The sequence below is a fragment of the Ligilactobacillus sp. UO.C109 genome, from assembly GCF_026847815.1.
GTDB lineage: Bacteria > Bacillota > Bacilli > Lactobacillales > Lactobacillaceae > Ligilactobacillus > Ligilactobacillus salivarius.
In genome coordinates, this window is the sequence record NZ_JAPSFH010000004.1 from 70434 (window position 1) to 90471 (window position 20038).

Annotated in this window: 13 protein-coding genes; 8 read left to right on the forward strand and 5 right to left on the reverse strand. The window is 34.0% G+C overall.

Features of this window, described 5'->3' with window-relative positions:
* Positions 1-1149, forward strand: a complete 1149-nt coding sequence (locus OZJ21_RS01155; RefSeq protein WP_160993788.1) for an ArgE/DapE family deacylase — start codon at positions 1-3, stop codon at positions 1147-1149.
* A 51-nt stretch (positions 1150-1200) separates the two neighbouring features.
* On the opposite strand, the gene OZJ21_RS01160 is transcribed toward OZJ21_RS01155, so the two are convergent.
* Positions 1201-1845: a nitroreductase family protein gene (locus OZJ21_RS01160; protein ID WP_003702509.1), complete on the reverse strand. Its 645-nt coding sequence runs from the start codon at positions 1843-1845 to the stop codon at positions 1201-1203.
* Positions 1846-2012: 167 nt separating this feature from the next.
* On the opposite strand from OZJ21_RS01160, the gene OZJ21_RS01165 reads away from it, so the two are divergent.
* Both OZJ21_RS01165 and OZJ21_RS01170 read left to right on the forward strand, forming a co-directional pair.
* Positions 2013-2846 (forward strand): acetoacetate decarboxylase family protein, encoded by an 834-nt coding sequence (locus OZJ21_RS01165; RefSeq protein WP_160993789.1) that lies wholly within the window; start codon positions 2013-2015, stop codon positions 2844-2846.
* A 16-nt stretch (positions 2847-2862) separates the two neighbouring features.
* Positions 2863-3744 carry a 3-hydroxyacyl-CoA dehydrogenase gene (locus OZJ21_RS01170; RefSeq protein WP_003702512.1) on the forward strand — a complete coding sequence of 294 codons (882 nt, stop codon included), beginning with the start codon at positions 2863-2865 and terminating at the stop codon, positions 3742-3744.
* A gap of 57 nt (positions 3745-3801) precedes the next feature.
* Here OZJ21_RS01170 and OZJ21_RS01175 read toward each other — a convergent pair whose 3' ends face one another.
* Complete coding sequence (locus tag OZJ21_RS01175) at positions 3802-5157, reverse strand: FAD-dependent oxidoreductase (protein ID WP_268857304.1); 1356 nt, start codon at positions 5155-5157, stop codon at positions 3802-3804.
* A 290-nt stretch (positions 5158-5447) separates the two neighbouring features.
* Between OZJ21_RS01175 and OZJ21_RS01180 the strand changes: the two genes are divergently transcribed.
* Entirely contained in the window at positions 5448-7547 is a 2100-nt protein-coding gene (locus OZJ21_RS01180) for a putative ornithine decarboxylase (protein ID WP_268857305.1), read from the forward strand.
* A 59-nt stretch (positions 7548-7606) separates the two neighbouring features.
* Here the strand turns inward: OZJ21_RS01180 and OZJ21_RS01185 are convergent, their stop codons facing one another.
* On the reverse strand, positions 7607-8131 hold the full coding sequence (locus tag OZJ21_RS01185; RefSeq protein WP_003703111.1) for a hypothetical protein: 525 nt from the start codon (positions 8129-8131) through the stop codon (positions 7607-7609).
* Between the two features lie 469 nt (positions 8132-8600).
* Here OZJ21_RS01185 and OZJ21_RS01190 point away from each other — a divergent pair, with 469 nt between their 5' ends.
* The 3 genes from OZJ21_RS01190 to OZJ21_RS01200 all read left to right on the forward strand — a co-directional run bounded on the left by OZJ21_RS01190 (position 8601) and on the right by OZJ21_RS01200 (position 11223).
* The gene (locus OZJ21_RS01190; RefSeq protein ID WP_069468734.1) at positions 8601-9659 is read left to right on the forward strand and encodes a methionine ABC transporter ATP-binding protein; all 1059 of its coding nucleotides are present in this window, start codon (positions 8601-8603) and stop codon (positions 9657-9659) included.
* Positions 9652-10338 (forward strand): methionine ABC transporter permease, encoded by a 687-nt coding sequence (locus OZJ21_RS01195; protein ID WP_003700817.1) that lies wholly within the window; start codon positions 9652-9654, stop codon positions 10336-10338. Before OZJ21_RS01190 ends, OZJ21_RS01195 begins: the two co-directional genes overlap by 8 nt.
* Positions 10339-10407: 69 nt before the next feature.
* Positions 10408-11223, forward strand: coding sequence for a MetQ/NlpA family ABC transporter substrate-binding protein (locus OZJ21_RS01200; protein ID WP_081530176.1), 816 nt, complete (start codon positions 10408-10410; stop codon positions 11221-11223).
* A 175-nt stretch (positions 11224-11398) separates the two neighbouring features.
* Here OZJ21_RS01200 and OZJ21_RS01205 read toward each other — a convergent pair whose 3' ends face one another.
* Positions 11399-11953, reverse strand: a complete 555-nt coding sequence (locus tag OZJ21_RS01205) for a DUF4256 domain-containing protein (protein ID WP_081530177.1) — start codon at positions 11951-11953, stop codon at positions 11399-11401.
* Between the two features lie 6 nt (positions 11954-11959).
* Entirely contained in the window at positions 11960-12196 is a 237-nt protein-coding gene (locus OZJ21_RS01210) for a hypothetical protein (protein ID WP_268857306.1), read from the reverse strand.
* Between the two features lie 225 nt (positions 12197-12421).
* Here OZJ21_RS01210 and OZJ21_RS01215 point away from each other — a divergent pair.
* On the forward strand, positions 12422-20038 hold a 7617-nt coding region (locus OZJ21_RS01215; RefSeq protein WP_268857307.1), incomplete at its 3' end, for a mucin-binding protein.

The window sequence follows — 20038 nt, forward strand, 5'->3', positions numbered from 1 at the left end:
ATGGAAGAAAAAGAAAAGATTAAAATTTTGCAGGATTTAATCCAAATTAATTCAGTTAATGGAAATGAATTAGAAGTAGCAGAATATTTACACAAGCTTTTTGCAAAATCAAATTTAGAATCGAAGGTTGATGAATTTGGTGATAGAAGAGCTAATTTAGTACTAGATGTTGGACAAGGCGAAAAAGTACTAGGACTTACAGGACATATGGATACTGTTGCATTAGGAAATGAAGATAAATGGAGCTATCCCCCATTAGAAGCTAAAATTGATGGTGACAGATTATATGGACGTGGAGCAGCTGATATGAAGAGCGGCTTGGCAGCTTTAGCAATAGCAATTATTGAATTATCAGATTTGGGAAAAATACCAGGACATATTAGATTTATTGCAACTGCTGGCGAAGAGTATGGTACACCAGGAGCTAACAGGCTAAGAGATTTAGGAGTAGCTAAAGATCTGGATGCATTAGTTGTAGGTGAAGCAACTAATGGAGATATAATATATGCACATTCTGGGAGTTTCAATTATCGTATCGTAAGTCATGGAAAATCTGTTCATTCATCAACACCAGAATTGGGAAATAATGCATTAGATGCTTTAGTTGATTTTGCTGCTATAGAACGTACACTTTTTGATGATGTTCCTCGCGACCCATATTTAGGTGAACTAAAACATAGTGTAACTATTTTAAATGTGGGTGAACAAGTTAACACAATTCCTGATGAAGGGGAACTTTATGGAAATATTCGTCCAACTAGTGCTTTTAATAATAAACAAATAGTTGAACGTTTAAAATCAGCGGTAGATGAAGTGAATGATAAAAATAGGGCTAAACTCACTTTTGAATTAATTCATGACTGGTATCCTGTTGTTTCAAATCCAGAAGATGATTTTGTACAGACAGCATTAACTGTTAGTCAAGAAGTATTCTCTAATTATGTTGAAGGTAAGCAACCAGAATTGATAACAATGAATGGGGCTACTGATGCATCTGTTTTTGTAAAAGATAACACTAATTTACCTGTTATAATTTTAGGACCTGGTGAAAGTAATGTAAGTCATCAGATCGATGAATATACAACAATTTCTAGTTATTTAGCATTGGTAGAAATTTACAAACAAATAATATTGAGATATTTTGAATAAAATAAGGGTTGGAAAAGATAATTGTCGCCTTTTCCAACCCTTAATTATTATTTATTGAAATTCAATAACATCGTCAACACTATAACGAGTAGATTTAATGTCAGTGGATTGACTGTCTGCTTTACCAACAGCAATTGCCATAACTGGGACATAACGTTCTGGATCTAGCCCTAAAGCAGTAGCAGCTTTTTTAGCATCATATCCAGCAATTGGATTAGTGTCGTAGCCATGAGCACGAGCAGCTAGCATGAATTGCATAGCAGCTAAAGAACTGTCAACCATAGCATCAGCAGTTAATAATTGTTTATCGGCATTTTCATACAATGGTAAGAAAGTATTAAGGATACGATCTAATTCTTCCTTACTAATTTGTTTTTGTTCGTAGATGTTTTCCCATAAAGCACGATATTTCTTAAAAGCTAGAGTATCACCGAAAAGCATTACAATAGCAGAAGATGTTTCTAACTGTGGTAAATTGAACTTCATGAAGAATGAACGTAATTTATCTTTTCCTTCTGGAGTATCAACTACGATGAAATGCCATGCTTGTAAGTTACATGCAGAAGGAGCCGTAATAGCATTGGCAACCATTTCTTTCAATTCTTCACGAGGAATTTTTACAGAAGTATCGAATTTACGTACTGAATGACGACCTAACATTACACTTTCGAAATCATTGTTTTTGAAATTAGTCATGATAATTCGCTTCCTTTGGTTCTATAATAGTGATCGTTTTCACATAATATTATATCACTAAAATAGTTATAGAAAAAAATTCAAAATGATAAAACTGTTTCTTTTTATTGCAAAATAAAAGAACTATAATACAAATGAAAACGTTTTAAAAGAATGGAGTGATTTTCATGAGTAGTTTTGTTGCTAATGAGGAAGAGATAAGAAACTTTCTTTGTCGTCCTAACATGAAGAAGCAAGATGGAATAATGTTTGCCTATGTAACTTCAGCTGAGAGGTTAGCTGAAGTGGTGCCTAAACCTTTGAAAGTTGTAGCACCTGTCATCATGGGCTACGTCACCCATATGGGAGATCCAACTTTTGCTGCTCCATATGATGAAGCTGTATTGTATGCGTTTGTTAGTTATCAAGATAAGATAATGGGAGCCTACCCATTTGTCTTATATCTAAGTGGTGAAGGTGCAGAGGAGGCGATGATTGCCGGTCGCGAAGGCGCATGTATGCCTAAGAAATTGGCAGATGATATTAAAATAGAAAAATTAGAAAATAAAGTACAAGCTAAAATAATCAGACATGGTACAGAAATTTTGAACTTAAAGTGGGAAGCTGGAGTGCCTAATGATATTGAAACAGTTAAGAAAATGTTTGGTAGCCAAGTGAAATTAGGTGAACCATCAGAAATGGCAAGTTTCTTCATTAATTACGATATTGAACAACAAGATGATGGATCTAATAAGTTTGTAAATACTGAGTTAATTGCAACTCAAAGTACAGGCTTAACTACTGATATGGAAATTGGAAAAATAGATATGAAACTTACTTCCAGCGAAGATGATCCTTTGGCTGAATTAGAAGTACTTAAGCCAGTTGGTGGCGCACATTACAAGATGGACTATTCTGTTATGCATAAGACTCTAAAGCTAGACTCTCTTAATCCAGAAGAAATTGCTCCATACTTGATTACTGGACACTACGATAGAACTTTCGTAACTAAGCAAGATTAACGAGAAGGTGTAGATTATGAGTTTTAAGAAAATTACAATTGCCGGAGCAGGTACATTAGGTAGTCAAATTGCATTTCAAGCCGCATTTTATGGATTTACAGTATCTATCTGGAATCCGCATCCAGATCGTGCAATTAGAAGATTGAATAAAGTTCAGAAAATGTATAAACAAGAAATGGGGATTACGGATAGTGATGTAAAAAGAGCGATGAAGAATATTGTTGAGATTACTAATGATATGGAAATCGCTACTAAAAATACAGAATATGTGATTGAATCAGTTCCAGAAAATCTAGAAATAAAAGGGATTTTCTATCAAAAGATGTGTCAGGTACTACCAAAAGATGTAATTTTAGCAAGTAATAGTTCAACTTTGGTTCCTAGTCAGTTAGTAAAATTTGTTGATAGACCAGAAAAGTTTTTGCATATGCATTTTGCAAATCACATCTGGAAATTCAATACTTCTGAAATTGTGGGCAATGAAAAAACGGATAAAGAAGTTATTGATAAAGTGGTAGAATTCGCTAAAGAAATCAATATGTTACCAATTGTTTTAAAGAAAGAACAATCTGGATATATAATGAATTCTCTATCGGTACCATACCTAAATGCAGCTCTAGGATTGTGGGCTAAAGGGGTTGCAGATCCAATGACAATTGATAAAGATTGGATGAAAGCTACAGGTTCGCCGATGGGACCATTCATGTCACTGGATGCAATTGGATTAAGAACAACATATGCAATATTTAATGCACATGCTGAAGATGCAGCAGCTAAAGCAATTGCTGATAAATTGAAGCAAATGATTGATGAAGGTCATTACGGCATTGAAGCTGGCGAAGGATTTTATAAATATCCACATCCAGCCTATGAGTCAGCAGATTTTTTGAAAGTTTAAAAGCACAAAAATAGTATCAGAGAAGGATATATTATCACTTCTTCTGATACTATTTTTCTAATCTTCATCTTCTTGCTTTTCAGCAGCTAAACCAGCTAAGTTCAAAATGTTCCAAGGTTTATCGAAACCAGGTTGGAAGAAGAAATCTTCATAAGCTAGATCATAAATTGTTTGCTTAGTTTTAATTGCAAGTGAGATAACATTGATATAAGCTGTTAAGTCATGCTTGGAAAGAATTTGACCACCTAAAATAGCTTTTGTATCTGGATCATAAGTCAATTTGAACCAAACATGAGCATTTTCTTCTTTAGGAACAAAGTCCATTCTGAAATCATCTTCGACTACTACTGAACGTACTTGCTTACCTAATTTTTGAGCATTTGTGGCATTCAATCCACTTGAAGCAAATTTATAATCAAATACTGATAATGCAGAAGTTCCTTGTACTCCAGGGAAAGGATGGAGAGGAGCTTCTAAATTCTTAACCGCAAATCTACCTTGCTTACGAGCATTAGTTGCTAAAGCGATGTTCAATAAAGTATTTCCTGGATTGTATTTAAGTAATGTTGCATCGCCAACTACAAATACATCATCCGCGCTTGAACGCATAAAGTTATCAGTCTTAACGATTCCATTTGGATACATTGCAAGTTCGCCTTTCAGCCAAGCTGTATTTGGTTTAACACCAGCAGCAACAATAACTAAATCTGCAGGATATTCACCCTTATCAGTTTTCACACCAGTAACGGTATTTTCGCCTAAATATTCTTGAACGAGTTGATTGCCATGAACGTGTACATTGTTTTGAGTAAGTTCAGGTTCAATTACGTCAGTCAATTCTTTATCAAGATATGTAGCTAATGGTCGTGGTAACATATCTAAGACTTCAACCGATTTACCTGCTTTGGCAAATACTTCGGCAGCTTCGATACCAATATATCCACTTCCGATAACAACAACATTTTTAACATTGTTATCAAGAACTTTTTCTTTAAGTTTAACTGCCCAATCATGGCCACGCATATAGTAGACGTTTTCAAGATTTTTACCAGGAACGTTTAATTCCATTGGAACAGCACCAGGACTGAGAATTAGTTTATCATAACTTTCAGTTCTAACTTCACCTGTTTGTAAATCCTTAACTTCGATTTTGTGGTCTGCACTATGTAAGGCAATTACTTGTGTTTGTTCGAACAAACTTACACCACGACTTCGAATGGCTTCAGGAGTCATATAACGTACTTTATCAGCACTATCAACTTTGCCTTCCAAAAATAGCTGCATACCACAAGATAGGAATGAAAGGAAGTCGCCTTGTTCATACCATTGGATTTCTGCGTCAGGATAATCTTTTAATAAACCTTCAACCGCTTCATAACCACCGTGTGATGAACCTACAACAATAACTTTCATGTAATCATCTTCCTTCAAAATATATTTTACACTATTTAATTATAGAACGTTTTCACAATATTTCAAGTTAAATTTTGCACAAAGTATTATTTTTTTTGAATCAAATCAATTTGCTACGATTCCATAATCGAATCACAAAATATGACGCGATTATAGAAATCGAGTCATAAAATCTGACTCGATTTGATAAATCGTTGCAAATTCTCCATCTAATTCTTTTGGTAATTTCTAAATTTTGGTTTTACAATAAGAGAGTAGAGATAGATCAAATACAATGAGGTAGAGTAGAGATGGCAAATAAAATACTAAAAATAGGTACTACTTCAACAACTGAAGAATACGTACCATTACCATGGCTTGCTAGCAATGTTTATAGTGGAATTACAGCAGCCGAATTAGCAGCTTTTGTGTTGCCTAAAGCAGATGAAGTTGCTTATCAAAAAGCTCAAGAATTAATGGCAAAAGACGGATTGCAGGTTCCGGTAATTTTAGTAGATGCTGGTGAAAGTTTGTCGAAAGAAGAACTTCAAAATAAGGTAGCACAAGCAGCACAACAATATGAAGCAGAAAATGTACCTGGATTTTTGCGTGATTTAATCAATTTTGCTGATGAAAAACCAGTCAGTTATACAACTCCAGGACATCACAATGGACAATTTTATGAAAAACATCCAGCTGGTGTAGTATTCAAAAAGTTCTTTGGAGATAATATGTTACGAGCTGATGTGAGTGACACAGTGGCAGAATTAGGCGACACCTTAACTCATGGTGGGACTCCACTTGATTCTGAACAAGAGGCAGCACAAGCATTCAATGCTGATAAAGTTTACTATGTAACAAACGGAACAACCAGTTCAAATACAATTTGCGCAAATGCTGTTTTATCAGAGGGAGACTTGGTCTTATTTGATAGAAATAATCATAAATCTTTATACAATAGTGCACTTATTATGACTGGAGCTAAACCTGTATATCTTCCAACAAGTCGTAATCCTTTGGGACTAATTGGTCCGGTAATTAGCGATGACTTAGATGAAGAAAAAATTAGAGCTGAAATTGCCAAAGTTGATCCAGAAAGAGCTAAAGCTAAAAGACCATTTAGAATGGCAGTTTTACAACTCGAAACATTTGACGGTGTTTTCTATAATGCAAAGTGGCTATTAGATAAGATTGGCAAACTTTGTGACTATGTTCTCTTTGACTGTGCTTGGGGTGGTTACGAACAATTTGTAAATATCATGAAGCAACTATCACCACTACAATATAAATATACAGCTGATGATCCCGGAATTTTAGTTACACAATCTATTCATAAACAACAAGCAGGCTTAGCTCAAACTTCGCAAATTTTGAAGAAAGATGCACATATTAAAGGGCAAAAACGTTATGTAGACCATAAACATTTCAATAATGCTTATTTGAAATATGTAACAACTTCTTATTCCTATCCAATTTATGCATCATTGACAGTGAATACAGCTTTGGCTAAGGGTGAAGCACCTAAAAAATGGTGGGAAGAAGCTATGAGGAAGGGAATAAGATTTAGAAAAGCTTTGAATCGAAAATCTAAATTATTTAAGACCTTAAATGCCCAAGAAATAAATGAAAAGTCAGAACAAGAATTAATGGATAACCTATCTTACTGGAAGATGGAAGAAACAGATGATTGGCATGGATTTAAAGGAATAGCTAAGGATGAAGCAATTATCAGTCCATTAAAATTAACTGTGGTTTGTCCTGGAATTAACTTAGCAACTGGTAAATACGAAAAAACAGGAATACCTGGAAAAGTTATTGGAGAGTATTTAACAGAGAAGAGAGTAATTACATGTAAGTCTGATTTGTATTCAACATTATTCTTGCTAACTCCTGGAGAAAGAGATGCTGATTTAGAAGCACTGTTAACCTCATTTTTAGAATTTGAAGAATATTACTTGCGCGATGCACCATTGGAACAAGTATTACCACGATTGGTTAAACAAAATCCTGAACGTTATCAAGGATATACAATTAGACAACTTTGCCAAGAAATGCATGAATATTATGCTAAAAATAAAATCTACAAACTTCAACAAGATTTGTTTTTAAAGAAGACCTTCCAAGATTATGAAATGACACCTGCCGAAGCAGATAAGTTATTCATGAAGAATGAAGGAGAGTTAGTAGACTTAGATGAGATTGAAGGAAGAATAGCTCTTGAAGGTGCGCTACCATATCCACCAGGAGTATTTATTGTAGCTCCAGGTGAAAAATGGCAAAAGATTGATGTGTATTACTTTAAGATTCTAATGGGGGCCATTGATAAATTCCCTGGGTTTGATCCAGAAATTCAAGGTGTGTATTTGAATAAAGATACTGGGGTAACAAAGGCTCAAGGATTTGTGTTATAGTGAATAAAAAGCGACATTTTTGTGTCGCTTTTTATTTTATCGAATTGTTCTTAAACCTATTAATAATCATAAGCAGAACGATTTTTAATTTTGAAAGTAACGGTTTTATCATCTGCATATGGTCCTACCTCTGTGTTAAGAAGGTAGTCTAAAAATCCAGAATTAAGATGGACTTTATCTCTATCCAAAGTTAGAAATCTAACATCATGTGTTTCAAAACCCTTGTTTCTCTCTTTTTCTATGCTTTTGATAGCTTCAGCGTTAACTTTATTGTCATCAGCTAACTTTTTAGCTTCTGTTGCTGTTAATATCTCTATTGGTAAAGAAGAGGTAATTTTATTTTGCTTAGGTGTGGTAAAGTCGATATTTAGTTTTACCATAGTGCCTTCGATAGATTTTATTACATAACCATTGTGTTCCTTTATTTCAGTAGTAAAACCTAGTTTTTCTAGTAATGCTGCAATTTGTGTAGCTATTGAATCAAAACAATAAATAAAGGTTGAAGCCTCACCTCTATCGGCATCTAAGCATATATTATTTGCAGCATAATTTAAAATTGCTAAATCTATATGGCTTGTTTCCATTGTAACTACTCCTTTCTTACTTCAAAATTAAGCAACTTAATATTATCACTTTGCTGGAATTTTCCAAGCAAAAATAAATTTATTAATTAGTTGGGCTAATTTAAACATTTACATTAAATTAAATTTTTTCTTAGATTTTTCTCATATATCTGTTGACAAATGAGAAAAAGCACGTTACTATCTAAGTACAAATTGAATAAGATATAATAAACGATGATGAGAAGAGATCTGACAGAAGTATTATAAGAGAGCTTCGTAAGGTGAAAGGAAGCATATGGAGTCAGTGAGAATGGGCTCGGAGTTAGAGTAAATGGTGCAAGCCATTACTCCGTTAGAATACGATATAATTTAAGCTATTAAGCTAGTGAGGTTGTTTTAATTAACAACGAACTAAGGTGGTACCGCGGTTTTCGCCCTTATATTTGGGTGAGAACCGCTTTTTTATTTTTAGAGAAGGGGTTGATAGGAGATGGTTGATACACCAGCAATTAAGTTTGAAAACATCTCAAAGACATTCCAAACGGCTGATAATGAAGTCAAGGCTGTACAGAATGTAAATCTTGAAATCAAATCCGGTGAAGTATTTGGAATTGTCGGCTTTTCTGGAGCAGGGAAAAGTACATTAGTTAGAATGTTAAATGGATTAGAAAAACCAACGGAAGGTAAAATTCTTATTCATGGTAAGCGAGTAGATAATCTTGCCGGAAGAGACTTGCGTGAACAAAGAAAGAAAATCGGAATCATTTTCCAACATTTCAATTTACTTTGGTCACGAACAGTTTTGGAAAATATTACTTTTCCGTTAGAGATTGCAGGAGTTCCTAAGAGCAAAAGAATTGATAAAGCTAAGAAATTAGCAGAATTAGTAGGATTGGGCGATAGATTACATGCATATCCTAATCAACTATCTGGGGGACAAAAGCAAAGAGTTGGCATTGCAAGAGCATTAGCTAATGATCCTGAAATTTTAATCTCAGATGAAGCTACTAGTGCTTTAGATCCACAGACTACCGAAGAAGTGTTGGATTTACTTGAAGATATCAATAGAAAGTTAAATCTAACAATTGTAATTATTACTCACGAAATGCATGTTATTAGACGTTTGGCTGATAAGGTGGCAGTAATGGAAACAGGTAAGGTTATTGAAGAAGGTCCTGTTTCAGAGGTATTTACTCATCCTCAACAAGACTTAACGAAACGTTTTGTTAATGCAGAAGTTGATACAAACAATACTCCTGATGTTAAGGAAGTTGTAAATCAACTTTTAGAAAAATATCCACATGGTCAATTAATAGAATTGAGATTCCATGGAGACCAAGTTCAATTACCAGTAGTTTCGGAATTGGTCAGACAATTTCCAGAAGTGCAGTTAAGTATCTTGGAAGGATCAATTCATCAGTTGGCCGACAAAGCTCGAACAATTGGAACGTTATTTGTTCAGTTAGTTGGTAGCGATGAAGATATTCAAGAAGCTTTGAAGTTCCTTGAAACTTTAAGAGTGGAAGTGAGGGTGATAAGTAATGAATAATCAAGGTATACAGTCATATTTCCAGTTTAAGAATGTTAACTGGCCAGATATGTGGAGTGCAACTTGGGAAACGATTTGGATGACAGTCGTATCAATCGCTATCGTCGCAATTTTAGGATTATTATTAGGTCTGCTATTATTTGAAACTTCAGGTAGTGATAAATTATCGGTTAAGATCTTGAATGTTATTGTTGGAGTATTTGTTAACATTTTCCGCTCAATCCCATTTATCATTTTAATCGTATTGTTACTACCATTGACACAAGTTTTGGTTGGCTCTATTACAGGAGCTAAGGCCGGAATTCCAGCTTTAGTTATCGGTGCGTCCCCAATGTATGCTCGTCTAGTTGAAATTGCGTTTCATGAAGTAGATAAGGGTGTTATTGAAGCAGCGGTAGCGATGGGAGCTAATAAGTGGCAAATCTTATATAAAGTTTTAATTCCTGAATCACTACCTGCACTAGTTTCAGGGATAACAGTTTCAACAATTGCGTTGATTGGTTATATTGCCATGGCTGGAGCAATCGGTGCTGGTGGTTTAGGACAACTTGCCTATACTGATGGGTTCCAATCCTACAACAATGCGATAACATTAGTCGCAACTGTAATTATCGTTTTAATCGTGTTTGTTTTCCAATGGTTAGGCGACTCAACAGTTAAGAAGATTGATAAACGTTAATTAAAGGATGTTAAACTCTACATCAAAAAGGTAGTTTATAGAAAAATAGAATTATGAGGTGAATGGATTATGAAGAAAAAAACAGTTTTTGGTTTAATTACATCAGTTGCAGCAGCTGCTTTCTTATTTACAGGCGTTTCTAAGGCAAATGCCGATACAACTTTAACAGTTGGGGCATCTCCAACTCCCCATGCTAAAATTTTGGAACATGTAAAGCCTGAATTAAAGAAGGAAGGCATCGATTTAAAGATTAAGAAGTATGACGACTACATTATTCCTAACAAGGCTTTGGCTAACAAGGAAATTGATGCTAACTACTTCCAACACACACCATTTTTAAATAACTGGAACAAGAAGAACAATGGTACATTAGTTTCAGCTGGTAATATTCACTTGGAACCAATCGGTGTATACTCCAAGAAGTACAAGAGTTTGAAGGATTTACCTAAGGGAGCAACGGTCAATGTTTCTTCCAACGTAGCTGACTACGGTCGTATTTTGACAATTTTTAAAGATGCAGGACTAATTACATTAAAGAAGGGTACAAATATTGAAACAGCTAACTTTAATGATATTGCTACAAACAAGAAACATTTGAAATTCAAGCACTCTTTTGAAGCTAAGTTAATGCCTCGTTTATACAAAGAAGGTAAGGATGCAGCTTATGTAATCAATGCTAACTATGCTGTACAAGCAGGTTTAAATCCTTCTAAAGATGCAATTGCTCTAGAAAAGAAGAGCTCTCCATATGCTAACATCATTGCTGTACGTAAAGCTGACAAGAACAAACCAGCTATTAAGAAGTTAGTAAAAGTATTACAATCTGATGATACACAAAATTGGATTAAAAAAGAATTTAAAGGTGGAGTACTTCCAGCTAAATAATATTAAGAACTATTAAAAATTACTGGATCTCAATTGATTGGGATCCAGTAATTTTTTTGCTTTTTTTTAAAAAAGTCGAATCTAGACACAGGACCAATTTTCTAATTTATACAAGTAAACGTTTGATTTGCATAAATTAGAAAATTGGTACTGTGTCCAAATATGGAAAATGGAATTATTTTAAAATTAATTTAGCTCTAAAACCACGACTAGCATAATAAGAATCTGCACCATTGTGATAAATGAAAGTTGTATCATAACGGCGATCACCAAAAATCGCACCACCATGTTGCCGAATACTATCAGGTGTAAGTAACCAACTTGAAGTTTTGAGATCGACTTCTTGGATATTTTGAAGTGAGCGATAGTCATCTTTAGTCAGAAGATTTACATTCCATTGCTTACAAACTTCACAAACACTAGAAATAGGTGGGAATTTTTTTCTATTAACACGAGCAGATTTGTCGTAACATAAGCTTCTGCGTTTTTTAGGAGATTCTTTACAAAAATCAATAAAAGCAATTTGGTTATTGATCTCAGTAACATCAGGTTCTCCCCCACTAGTTTCAAGATAGGATAAGCTAGAAATCTTCTCGGAATCATTTTCTAACAAAGATGCGATTTCATCCCATTTTATATTAGGATGACGATAAATATTTTTATTAAAACGATTTTCTAAAGTTTTAAATAAGTCATCTTTTGAGATTAAGTTATCAATAATTTTTTCCATAACAGTTTACCTATATTTTTTTTCTTGCTTTTCTAGTTGTTTCATACGTTTCTTATAGAAGTACGCAGTAAATACTATTGTTAATAATGCACATAATACAACAAAGTCAATGAAAAACATAACTAAAGTAATAACAGCACTAGCTTCACTAATGATTAACCATGCAGAAACTCCAATACAAATGAGGCTTAATATTAGTAAAATGCTAAAAGCGATAGTAGCTTTCTTTTTTAAGTTATCCATAATAAAAAATATCATCCTTTACAAACTTGATATGAGATATTATATCAAACTTATGAAGCAGTGCTATAATAGACAGTAAACAAACAAGAAAAATAATAAATGAATATGGTAAAATATAAATGAGTATATGGTGTGTGGTCTATTAATTTTTTATTAGTATTTGTGATTTTTTAGAACAAATAATAGTGAAAGGTGAATTTTTAAAATTCATTAGAGGGCGAGTTTATGTTAGGAAGGAAAAATATAAAATTAAGAAGAGAAAAATTTTATGATAAGAAGCAAGTTTATGGCTTGAAAAAGTTATCAATAGGGACAGTCTCTGTTCTTTTGGGAATGACATTTATTGTTTTTGATAATCACACAGTTTCTGCGAATACAACAGATGCCGTCCAAGAGTCTGAAAGTACAAATAGTAGTGCTACATCAATCCAAAAGAAGACGCTAACATTAAAAACAAGTGCGACTTCAACATCAGATGTAAGTACAGCAGATACAACATCTACCAGTTCAAGTACTACCAACAACGCAACAAGTAATGAAACAAATACAACTTCAACTGCTACAAGTACTGCTGCTACTTCTACTAGTGAAGAAAGTACAAGTAGTCAAAATAATCAAGTTTCTAATTATACAACTGTAGAACTAGAAAATAATGCAACTATGAATAGTGCAGAAAATCTTGATGAAAATAAAGCTACATCAAGCATGCAAAATGGAACACGACCAGTTACTATACCAACACATACTACAACCTCTTCAACAGATGTTAACGGCTTTATTTTGTCAATCAATCGTACAACTGTCGGTAATGATGGTGATGCTGGAAAGAATTTAAATATAGTATTAACGGGTACCTTCCAACCAGGGGATATCTATACTATTAAAGTTCCAGTAACTAGCTTTGGAATTGATGATAGTGCTTATACACCTGAAAGATTAGGTGGTCAGGCTGAAATTGTTAAGTCTGATGAAATCATTGATGGAGAAAAATACAAGGTATATAAAGTAATATCTAGTGGATCATATACAGTTACAGACGGACTTAGGATAGTAGTTCCAGATGGCAATAATTATGCTGGACAGCCTAATGTAAATTCTTCAAATCATTTGGATCCAAATGGTCCAATTAAGAGACAAATATTTTGGAGTTATCAAAATAGTGATGATCCAAGTAAGGTAATTAATAATTATCCACTGGAATTTACTTCAACTGTTCAAACCTCTATGGCCCCAACTATTCGTCAAGTTAAGCCAGATCCCAAATATGTAAAGAATTTACGAGTAGATACAAGATATGATTTTGAAATTGACATCAATCAACCTACAGGGGTAGGAGAAAATGGTTATGGTTCAAATAAGGTTAATAATACTCAAAACTTAGGAACAACAATTACAGTTCCAGTACCTGGCAATTTTCTCCTTGATCCTCAAGCAAGTATGGATGCTAGCAAGCTAGGATCTAACAGTGGCGTGACTTTCACTCAAGATAAAGCTGGCGGTGATGTAATTATTACAATTCCGGCTGGTTCAGGAAGTCAATTTTACCAGTACGATACAGGTTATCATTTAGTAGGTAAGTTTATACAAACAATAGAGCCATTTGGTAAAAGAGATTACAGTGCAAATGGATTAATTACTGTTGATCAAAAAATAAGAACTACTGATGGAGAAAAAGATTTAACCGCACAAGTTAATAATCCGTGGACAGTAACTTTAGTTGGTCCTAAATTTACTCCTCAAGACGGTCAATTTGAAGTAGTAATAGCTGGAAACAATATAGCTAAGCAATTTACTCAAAGTCAGCCAACTAGAGTCGTAAATTACTTTGGATTTCAAAATTCTACCGCTATTAGTTACACAAATAGTTTGCACATCGATGCAGCATTCCCAGATGGATTAGATGTAACTGGGGTAAAGACTCCTGGAATCAATAATACTATGCGTCCAGGAACCACATCATATGCATATAATATTGAAACTAAGAGTGGCAAAATTTTATCAGGTGTAGTTAATGCAGGAGAGACAATTCTTGTACCAACAGGTGAATACATTCTTAAAGTAGATATAATACCTAATTATGTAGAAGTAGGTGCCTCTACAAAATATGGCGGTGCTGTAGATAATATTATTAAAGATAATATCGGAAACAGACAAGCAGATGATCCAGATATTTTTGAAGCATTAGGGACATTATCAGATGCAATGAATACCATGGCAGTAATTCCGCCTGATACAGTATTAACGACTAAGTTAGCGGTATTTTCACCACAATTTAACAATAATACCTACTATACGTTAGCTGTCGATCAAAAAGTTCAAAGTTTGGATCAATTAAGAGCTTCAATTGGTGCATGGAGATATCAGGCTCAAACAATGTACAACCCTAAAAATACAGATCCTAACTATTATGGAAAGTTTGATACTCACTGGTATGGAACGGGATATACAACTGATAGAATCTATGAGCCTATTATTTATTATGTTTTGCCCAAGTATTTTTCCTACTCTCGTGGTTGGGATGGCGTGCAGATAAAAACAAAAGATGATAATGGAAAAGTAGTAGTTCCTAAATATTCAACCTACGTAGTTGATGGACGACAGGTTATAAAGTTTGATTACACAGGTACTGGATATAGTTTGTATACTCGAAATGAATCCACTAATCAGATATTTATTATGATGGATCCAGATGCAGTTGCAGGTAAATATCCTTATGATGTATATATGTATACTCGAACAGGATTAATTAATTACAATACAAAATATACAAGTTCGAATGTTACAGATTTAGTAAATCAATATACTGGAAATGTGATGACAAGTAGTATTCCAGGAAGTTTATATAAACTAAATACGATTTATGGAAATTACTTTGTGGTTGATAAGCAAATTATCACTTATGTACCGGTAACATCACAAGGGAATCAAAATCCTAAGTCAGTTCTAGTAGGTACAAGTGATGATAAGGGAGATAACACTTTAAGTTACTACCTTAATATCGCCAACTATGATAGTAATGATCTTAGTGCAGCTAGATTGTTAATAGATTTACCACAAAAGAGTGATGGGGCAAGTAGCTATGATGTTCATTTATCAGGACCAGTTGTGTACGATAAGAGTTATGGTAATTTATCAGATGATGCGTATACTATCTTATACTCGACTAATACACAAAATTTGCCAAGTTCTTCAGTTAAGGGTACACAAACAAGTTTAGAAGGATATATACCTGCTGATCAAGTAACAGATTGGTCGCAAATTAAATCAATTATAGTTGTATTTAATGAGTCAATTCCTAGCCAAGATTATGTAGGACGTTTCATTGTTAAAGGGACAGATCCAACTTTCAAAGAAGATGCTGGAAAGATAGGGTATATTAAAGTTGCTCTTACTGGAGATAATTTCTCACCATTTACTGTCAATAATAGTGGAATTAAGATTCAAGGAACATCGACTGTTACAGCACGACTACATTATCAAGATGAGAATGGGGTTGACAAGTACATTGATATTCCAGCGATGACAAAAACTTATTCAGATAATGTTGATACCCTTAAAAGTAGTGACTTTAGTGCAAGTAGTGTCCCAGCAAATATGATTCCAAAAGGATACGAGGTATCAGGCTCGCCACAATTAATTATCATAAATAAAGATGATGTAAATAATGCAGCAAAATTTGATAGTTTAGTTAGGTACTATTTTGATGGGGATATTGTGCAATTTGAATTATCAGAAATTGTAACTACAGAAACTAAGAAAGTAACACAAAATGTTTACTATATCTATGACTCTAGTTCTGCTAAATATCAAGCTGGAGGTACCAACCTTGATAACGCTATTGTTGTTAATGGGCAGAAAGTTTCTCCAACAACCGTAACATATACTGTTACACGTAAAACTCATCAAGCTTCTGGAAAGAAGGAATATATCGTAGTAAACGATGAAACTGGTGAAGCATTAACGGTTGATAGTAACGGTAACTTTGTAATTCCAGGAGTTACAGCAATTCCTAGTTTGCCGGGTTATACAGCAAATGGACTTGATATAACTAATGCGAAAAGCAATACTAATTTTAATATTGATAATCAATTTCTAGCTAATACTGGAAGTGAAATAGATCTAAATAAGACGATTGCGTACACACCAAATAGTCAAAACTTGTCATATAGAATGTATAATACGACACAAAAGAAGTGGATTGCTGATAATCCAATTCCATTCATGACTGGAAAGACAGACGATACAGTTAATGGAGGAATTGATGCTTTTGATAAGAAAATCCATGATTTCTTAGTTCCTAGTGCTTATATTCTTAATAGAGTTAACTATTATGATGTAACAACTGGTAACTTTGTTTATTTTACAGATGAACCTGGAACTGAAGGAAATTATGTTTTGAAAGTACCAGCAAACTTTAATAGTGATAACAGTAAAAATATAATTACTTTGTATGTAAGCGACCCAATATCATACAGTGCAGAAAATAAAGTAGTTACACGTACAATCACTTATCATGATAAAGATGAGAATAACGCGTTAATTAATGCTGTTAATGCGAATATTAATAAGGATAATTATCCAGATACTACTACCGATACAATTACGTTTACACGTTACAAAGTAATTGATAAAATTACGGAAAATGTTCTAGGCTATTACAAGCCTAGTCAGATGGAATCAGTCAATGGTGAGTCAGTCCCTAAAGCTGGGGAAGACTATATTCCATATACCAGCGATACAGCTAATGTAAGTTCTGCTTTCGAAATTTTGGTTAATGGTGCTTATACTACAAGTGCGAAATTTGGAGATGTTACACCTTATGATTTAACTAAATATGGATATCAGCCAGCAGTTGATATGAATGGTAATACTCTAACCATAATCACTGGTAGAACAGTGCAAGTAACTACAAGTAATTTTGAAGAACATGTCTTCTATAAACATCAATGGGCTAATATTAACCCTAATACTAAGCCACAAGAAGGGCAAAAAGTAGATAGTACTGATCCTAATAGTCCAGTTTATCCTAAGAATTCGTATGATTCAAAAGATAGTATTAGCACTGTTAAACGAATTATTCATTACGTATATGCAATAGGAACTAAAATTGATGGAGTAGACGTTAGCAGAAAGCCAGTCAATGGACTTAGTGATACAATTCAGATGATAACTTATTATCAAGATGCACAAATTGATTTAGTAACAGGTAATATTAACTATCTGGGAACTTGGAAAGCTGTGAAATCAGAAATTACGCAGAATGGAGTCACAACAATAATTCCAAATTACAATCAATTTACAGAGGTAACTTCTCCAGAAATTGATAATTATAAGCCGGTCCAATCTACCATAGATGCGTTGACACCAAATAGACAAGACAAAACTTTAGATGTATATGTAATCTATGTGCCAAATACAACTTCAGTCGTGGTAAATTATCTGGATCAAGACAATGCGAATGGTGTAATTTTTGCTAAAATTTTGAATGGATCTCATGGTGATAAAATTGATTACACTACTACTGATGAGATTAAGACTTTAGAACAAAAAGGCTATGAGTTAGTTGATGATGGTTTCACCGATCAAACTGGTGATAAATACTATGATTCATCTAAATCACAAACTTGGACAGTTTTATTGAAACATAAAAAAGTAAAAATTACAGCTGATGATCCACATAGTAGTGATGAAAATCTTACTACTCCAGATGGCGGCTATCAACATAATTATCCAAGTGGTATAAGTGAGCAAGATTTAAATACTACGGTTAGTCGTGAAGTTGACTTTAAATACAATCAAGGTGTTTACCGTAATGGTACAGATGTCAGTGGACAGCAAGCAGTTGATGATAATGGAAACTTGATTGAGAATGTTGTGCAGAAGGTTCCTTATGTAAGAACTGCAACAATAGATTTAGTAAAATTAGCTGATAATAATCAAGCTAATACTGCAGTTACTTATAGTAATTGGGTAGCTAAAGATGGAGGCAGTGGTGATTTTGCTTCATTTACGGTGCCTGAGATTAAGGGATATCATGCTTCAATGCCAATAGTACCTGAAGTGACTCCAATAAAGGATATTCAAGGAAAGCCACAAAATGCAAAGAACTTGACTGTATTATATGATGCTGAAGATCGAACTATTGAAATTGTCTTTGTAGATGGAGATGGAAATGTTGTTGAACCACAATATCCAATTACTGGTAAAACAGGCGAGACTGTTCCAGTAACTGATGGAAAGGGTAATCCAATCAAACCTCCAATGGGTTGGAAATATAAGTATCCAGATGATCCAGATAAAGTGGTTCCTGGAACAATTACTTTAACCCCAGATGGAACGCCAGAACTTAAAATTCCAATAGAACATACAACGGTTAGAGTTGATCCAAATGATCCACATGAAGCAAATACAGGAAAGAATCCTGATAATCCAATTAGACCATATCCAGCTGGTGTTGGTAAGAACGATTTAAATCATACAGTTACTAGAACGATAATTGTTCATATGCCAGACGGTACAACTAGAGAAAAGAAACAAGAATTGCTTTTCCAACGTTGGGCAACTGTTGACGAATTAAATGGGAATGTTACTTATGATCCATGGTTACCTAAGAATGGGACAACTTTTGAAGCTGTACAAGCAGAAGATGTTGTTGCAACACCAAGTGGTTATACTCCTGGACAAGGAGCCCCAATGGTAGAAGGAATAACTGAGGAAAGTGAAGATTCAACTTTTGATATTGTATATACTCCTAATGATCAACATGCAGTATTAAGAATTGTGGATAATGATACTACTATTAATGGCGAACCAAAGGAAATATTTACAACATCTGCCACTGGTAAATATGGTACGATCATTAATTTTGCTGATTTAGATAATGAATTAAATGACTTGAAGTCTAAGAATTATCAAGTTGAAAATAACTTTAATAAAGAAACTAAATATCAGGCAGATGATGCAAATAACAAATTTGTTATTCATTTATCTCATAAGAAAACCGTTGTTGGGGGCGGGCTTTCTGTTAGAGAAAAAATTTCTTATATTTATGTTGATAGTAACAATGATAAACATTCTATTGCAGATGATTATATAACTGATGTCGGAAGTAGGGTAACATTTACTCAAACTGGTACATTAGACTTGGTAACAGGTAAATACGTTTGGAATCATGACTGGAAAATTGAGAACAATAAGTTTGATACTGTTGCTAGTCCAAATATCCGAGGCTATGTAATTCGTCAGGGTATGGAAGAAGTTCCTGCACAGACGGTTTCGATATCTGAAGATGGAACTATTACAATTAAAGATGATAAGTTGGGTGGAAAAATTAGTAGAGTTTCAAGCGATGGTTCGACTGCAACTTATTTTGTATCATACGAGATGTATTATGATGCAGCTGACCAAAAGACAACTGTCACTTATGTAGATGATGATTTAGCTGGAAAAGTGGTTGGTTCTATACGAGAAATTACAGGTAAAACATTTGAAACTGTAAAAACTAATATTACTAATCCAGATAAAGATAAGTATGAGATAGTAAATGAGGACCAAATTCCAAATGAGATTGTATTTGGAACAAATGGCTATCCAGCTATAACTGTTCATTTGAAGCATAAGCATGAAAAGGTAACTAGAAATAAGACGGTAACTAGAACAATCCAGTATCAAGATGAAAGTGGTAAGTTATTAGATGCAGTAAAACAAAGTTTGGTATTTACTCGAACAGGAGATAAGGATTTAGTAACAAATCAAGTAAGCTGGAACAAAGTTCCAAGTCAAAGCTTCGACGAAGTGAAGACGCAAAAAAAGGCAGGCTATACTCCAGATAGAGCTGTTGTT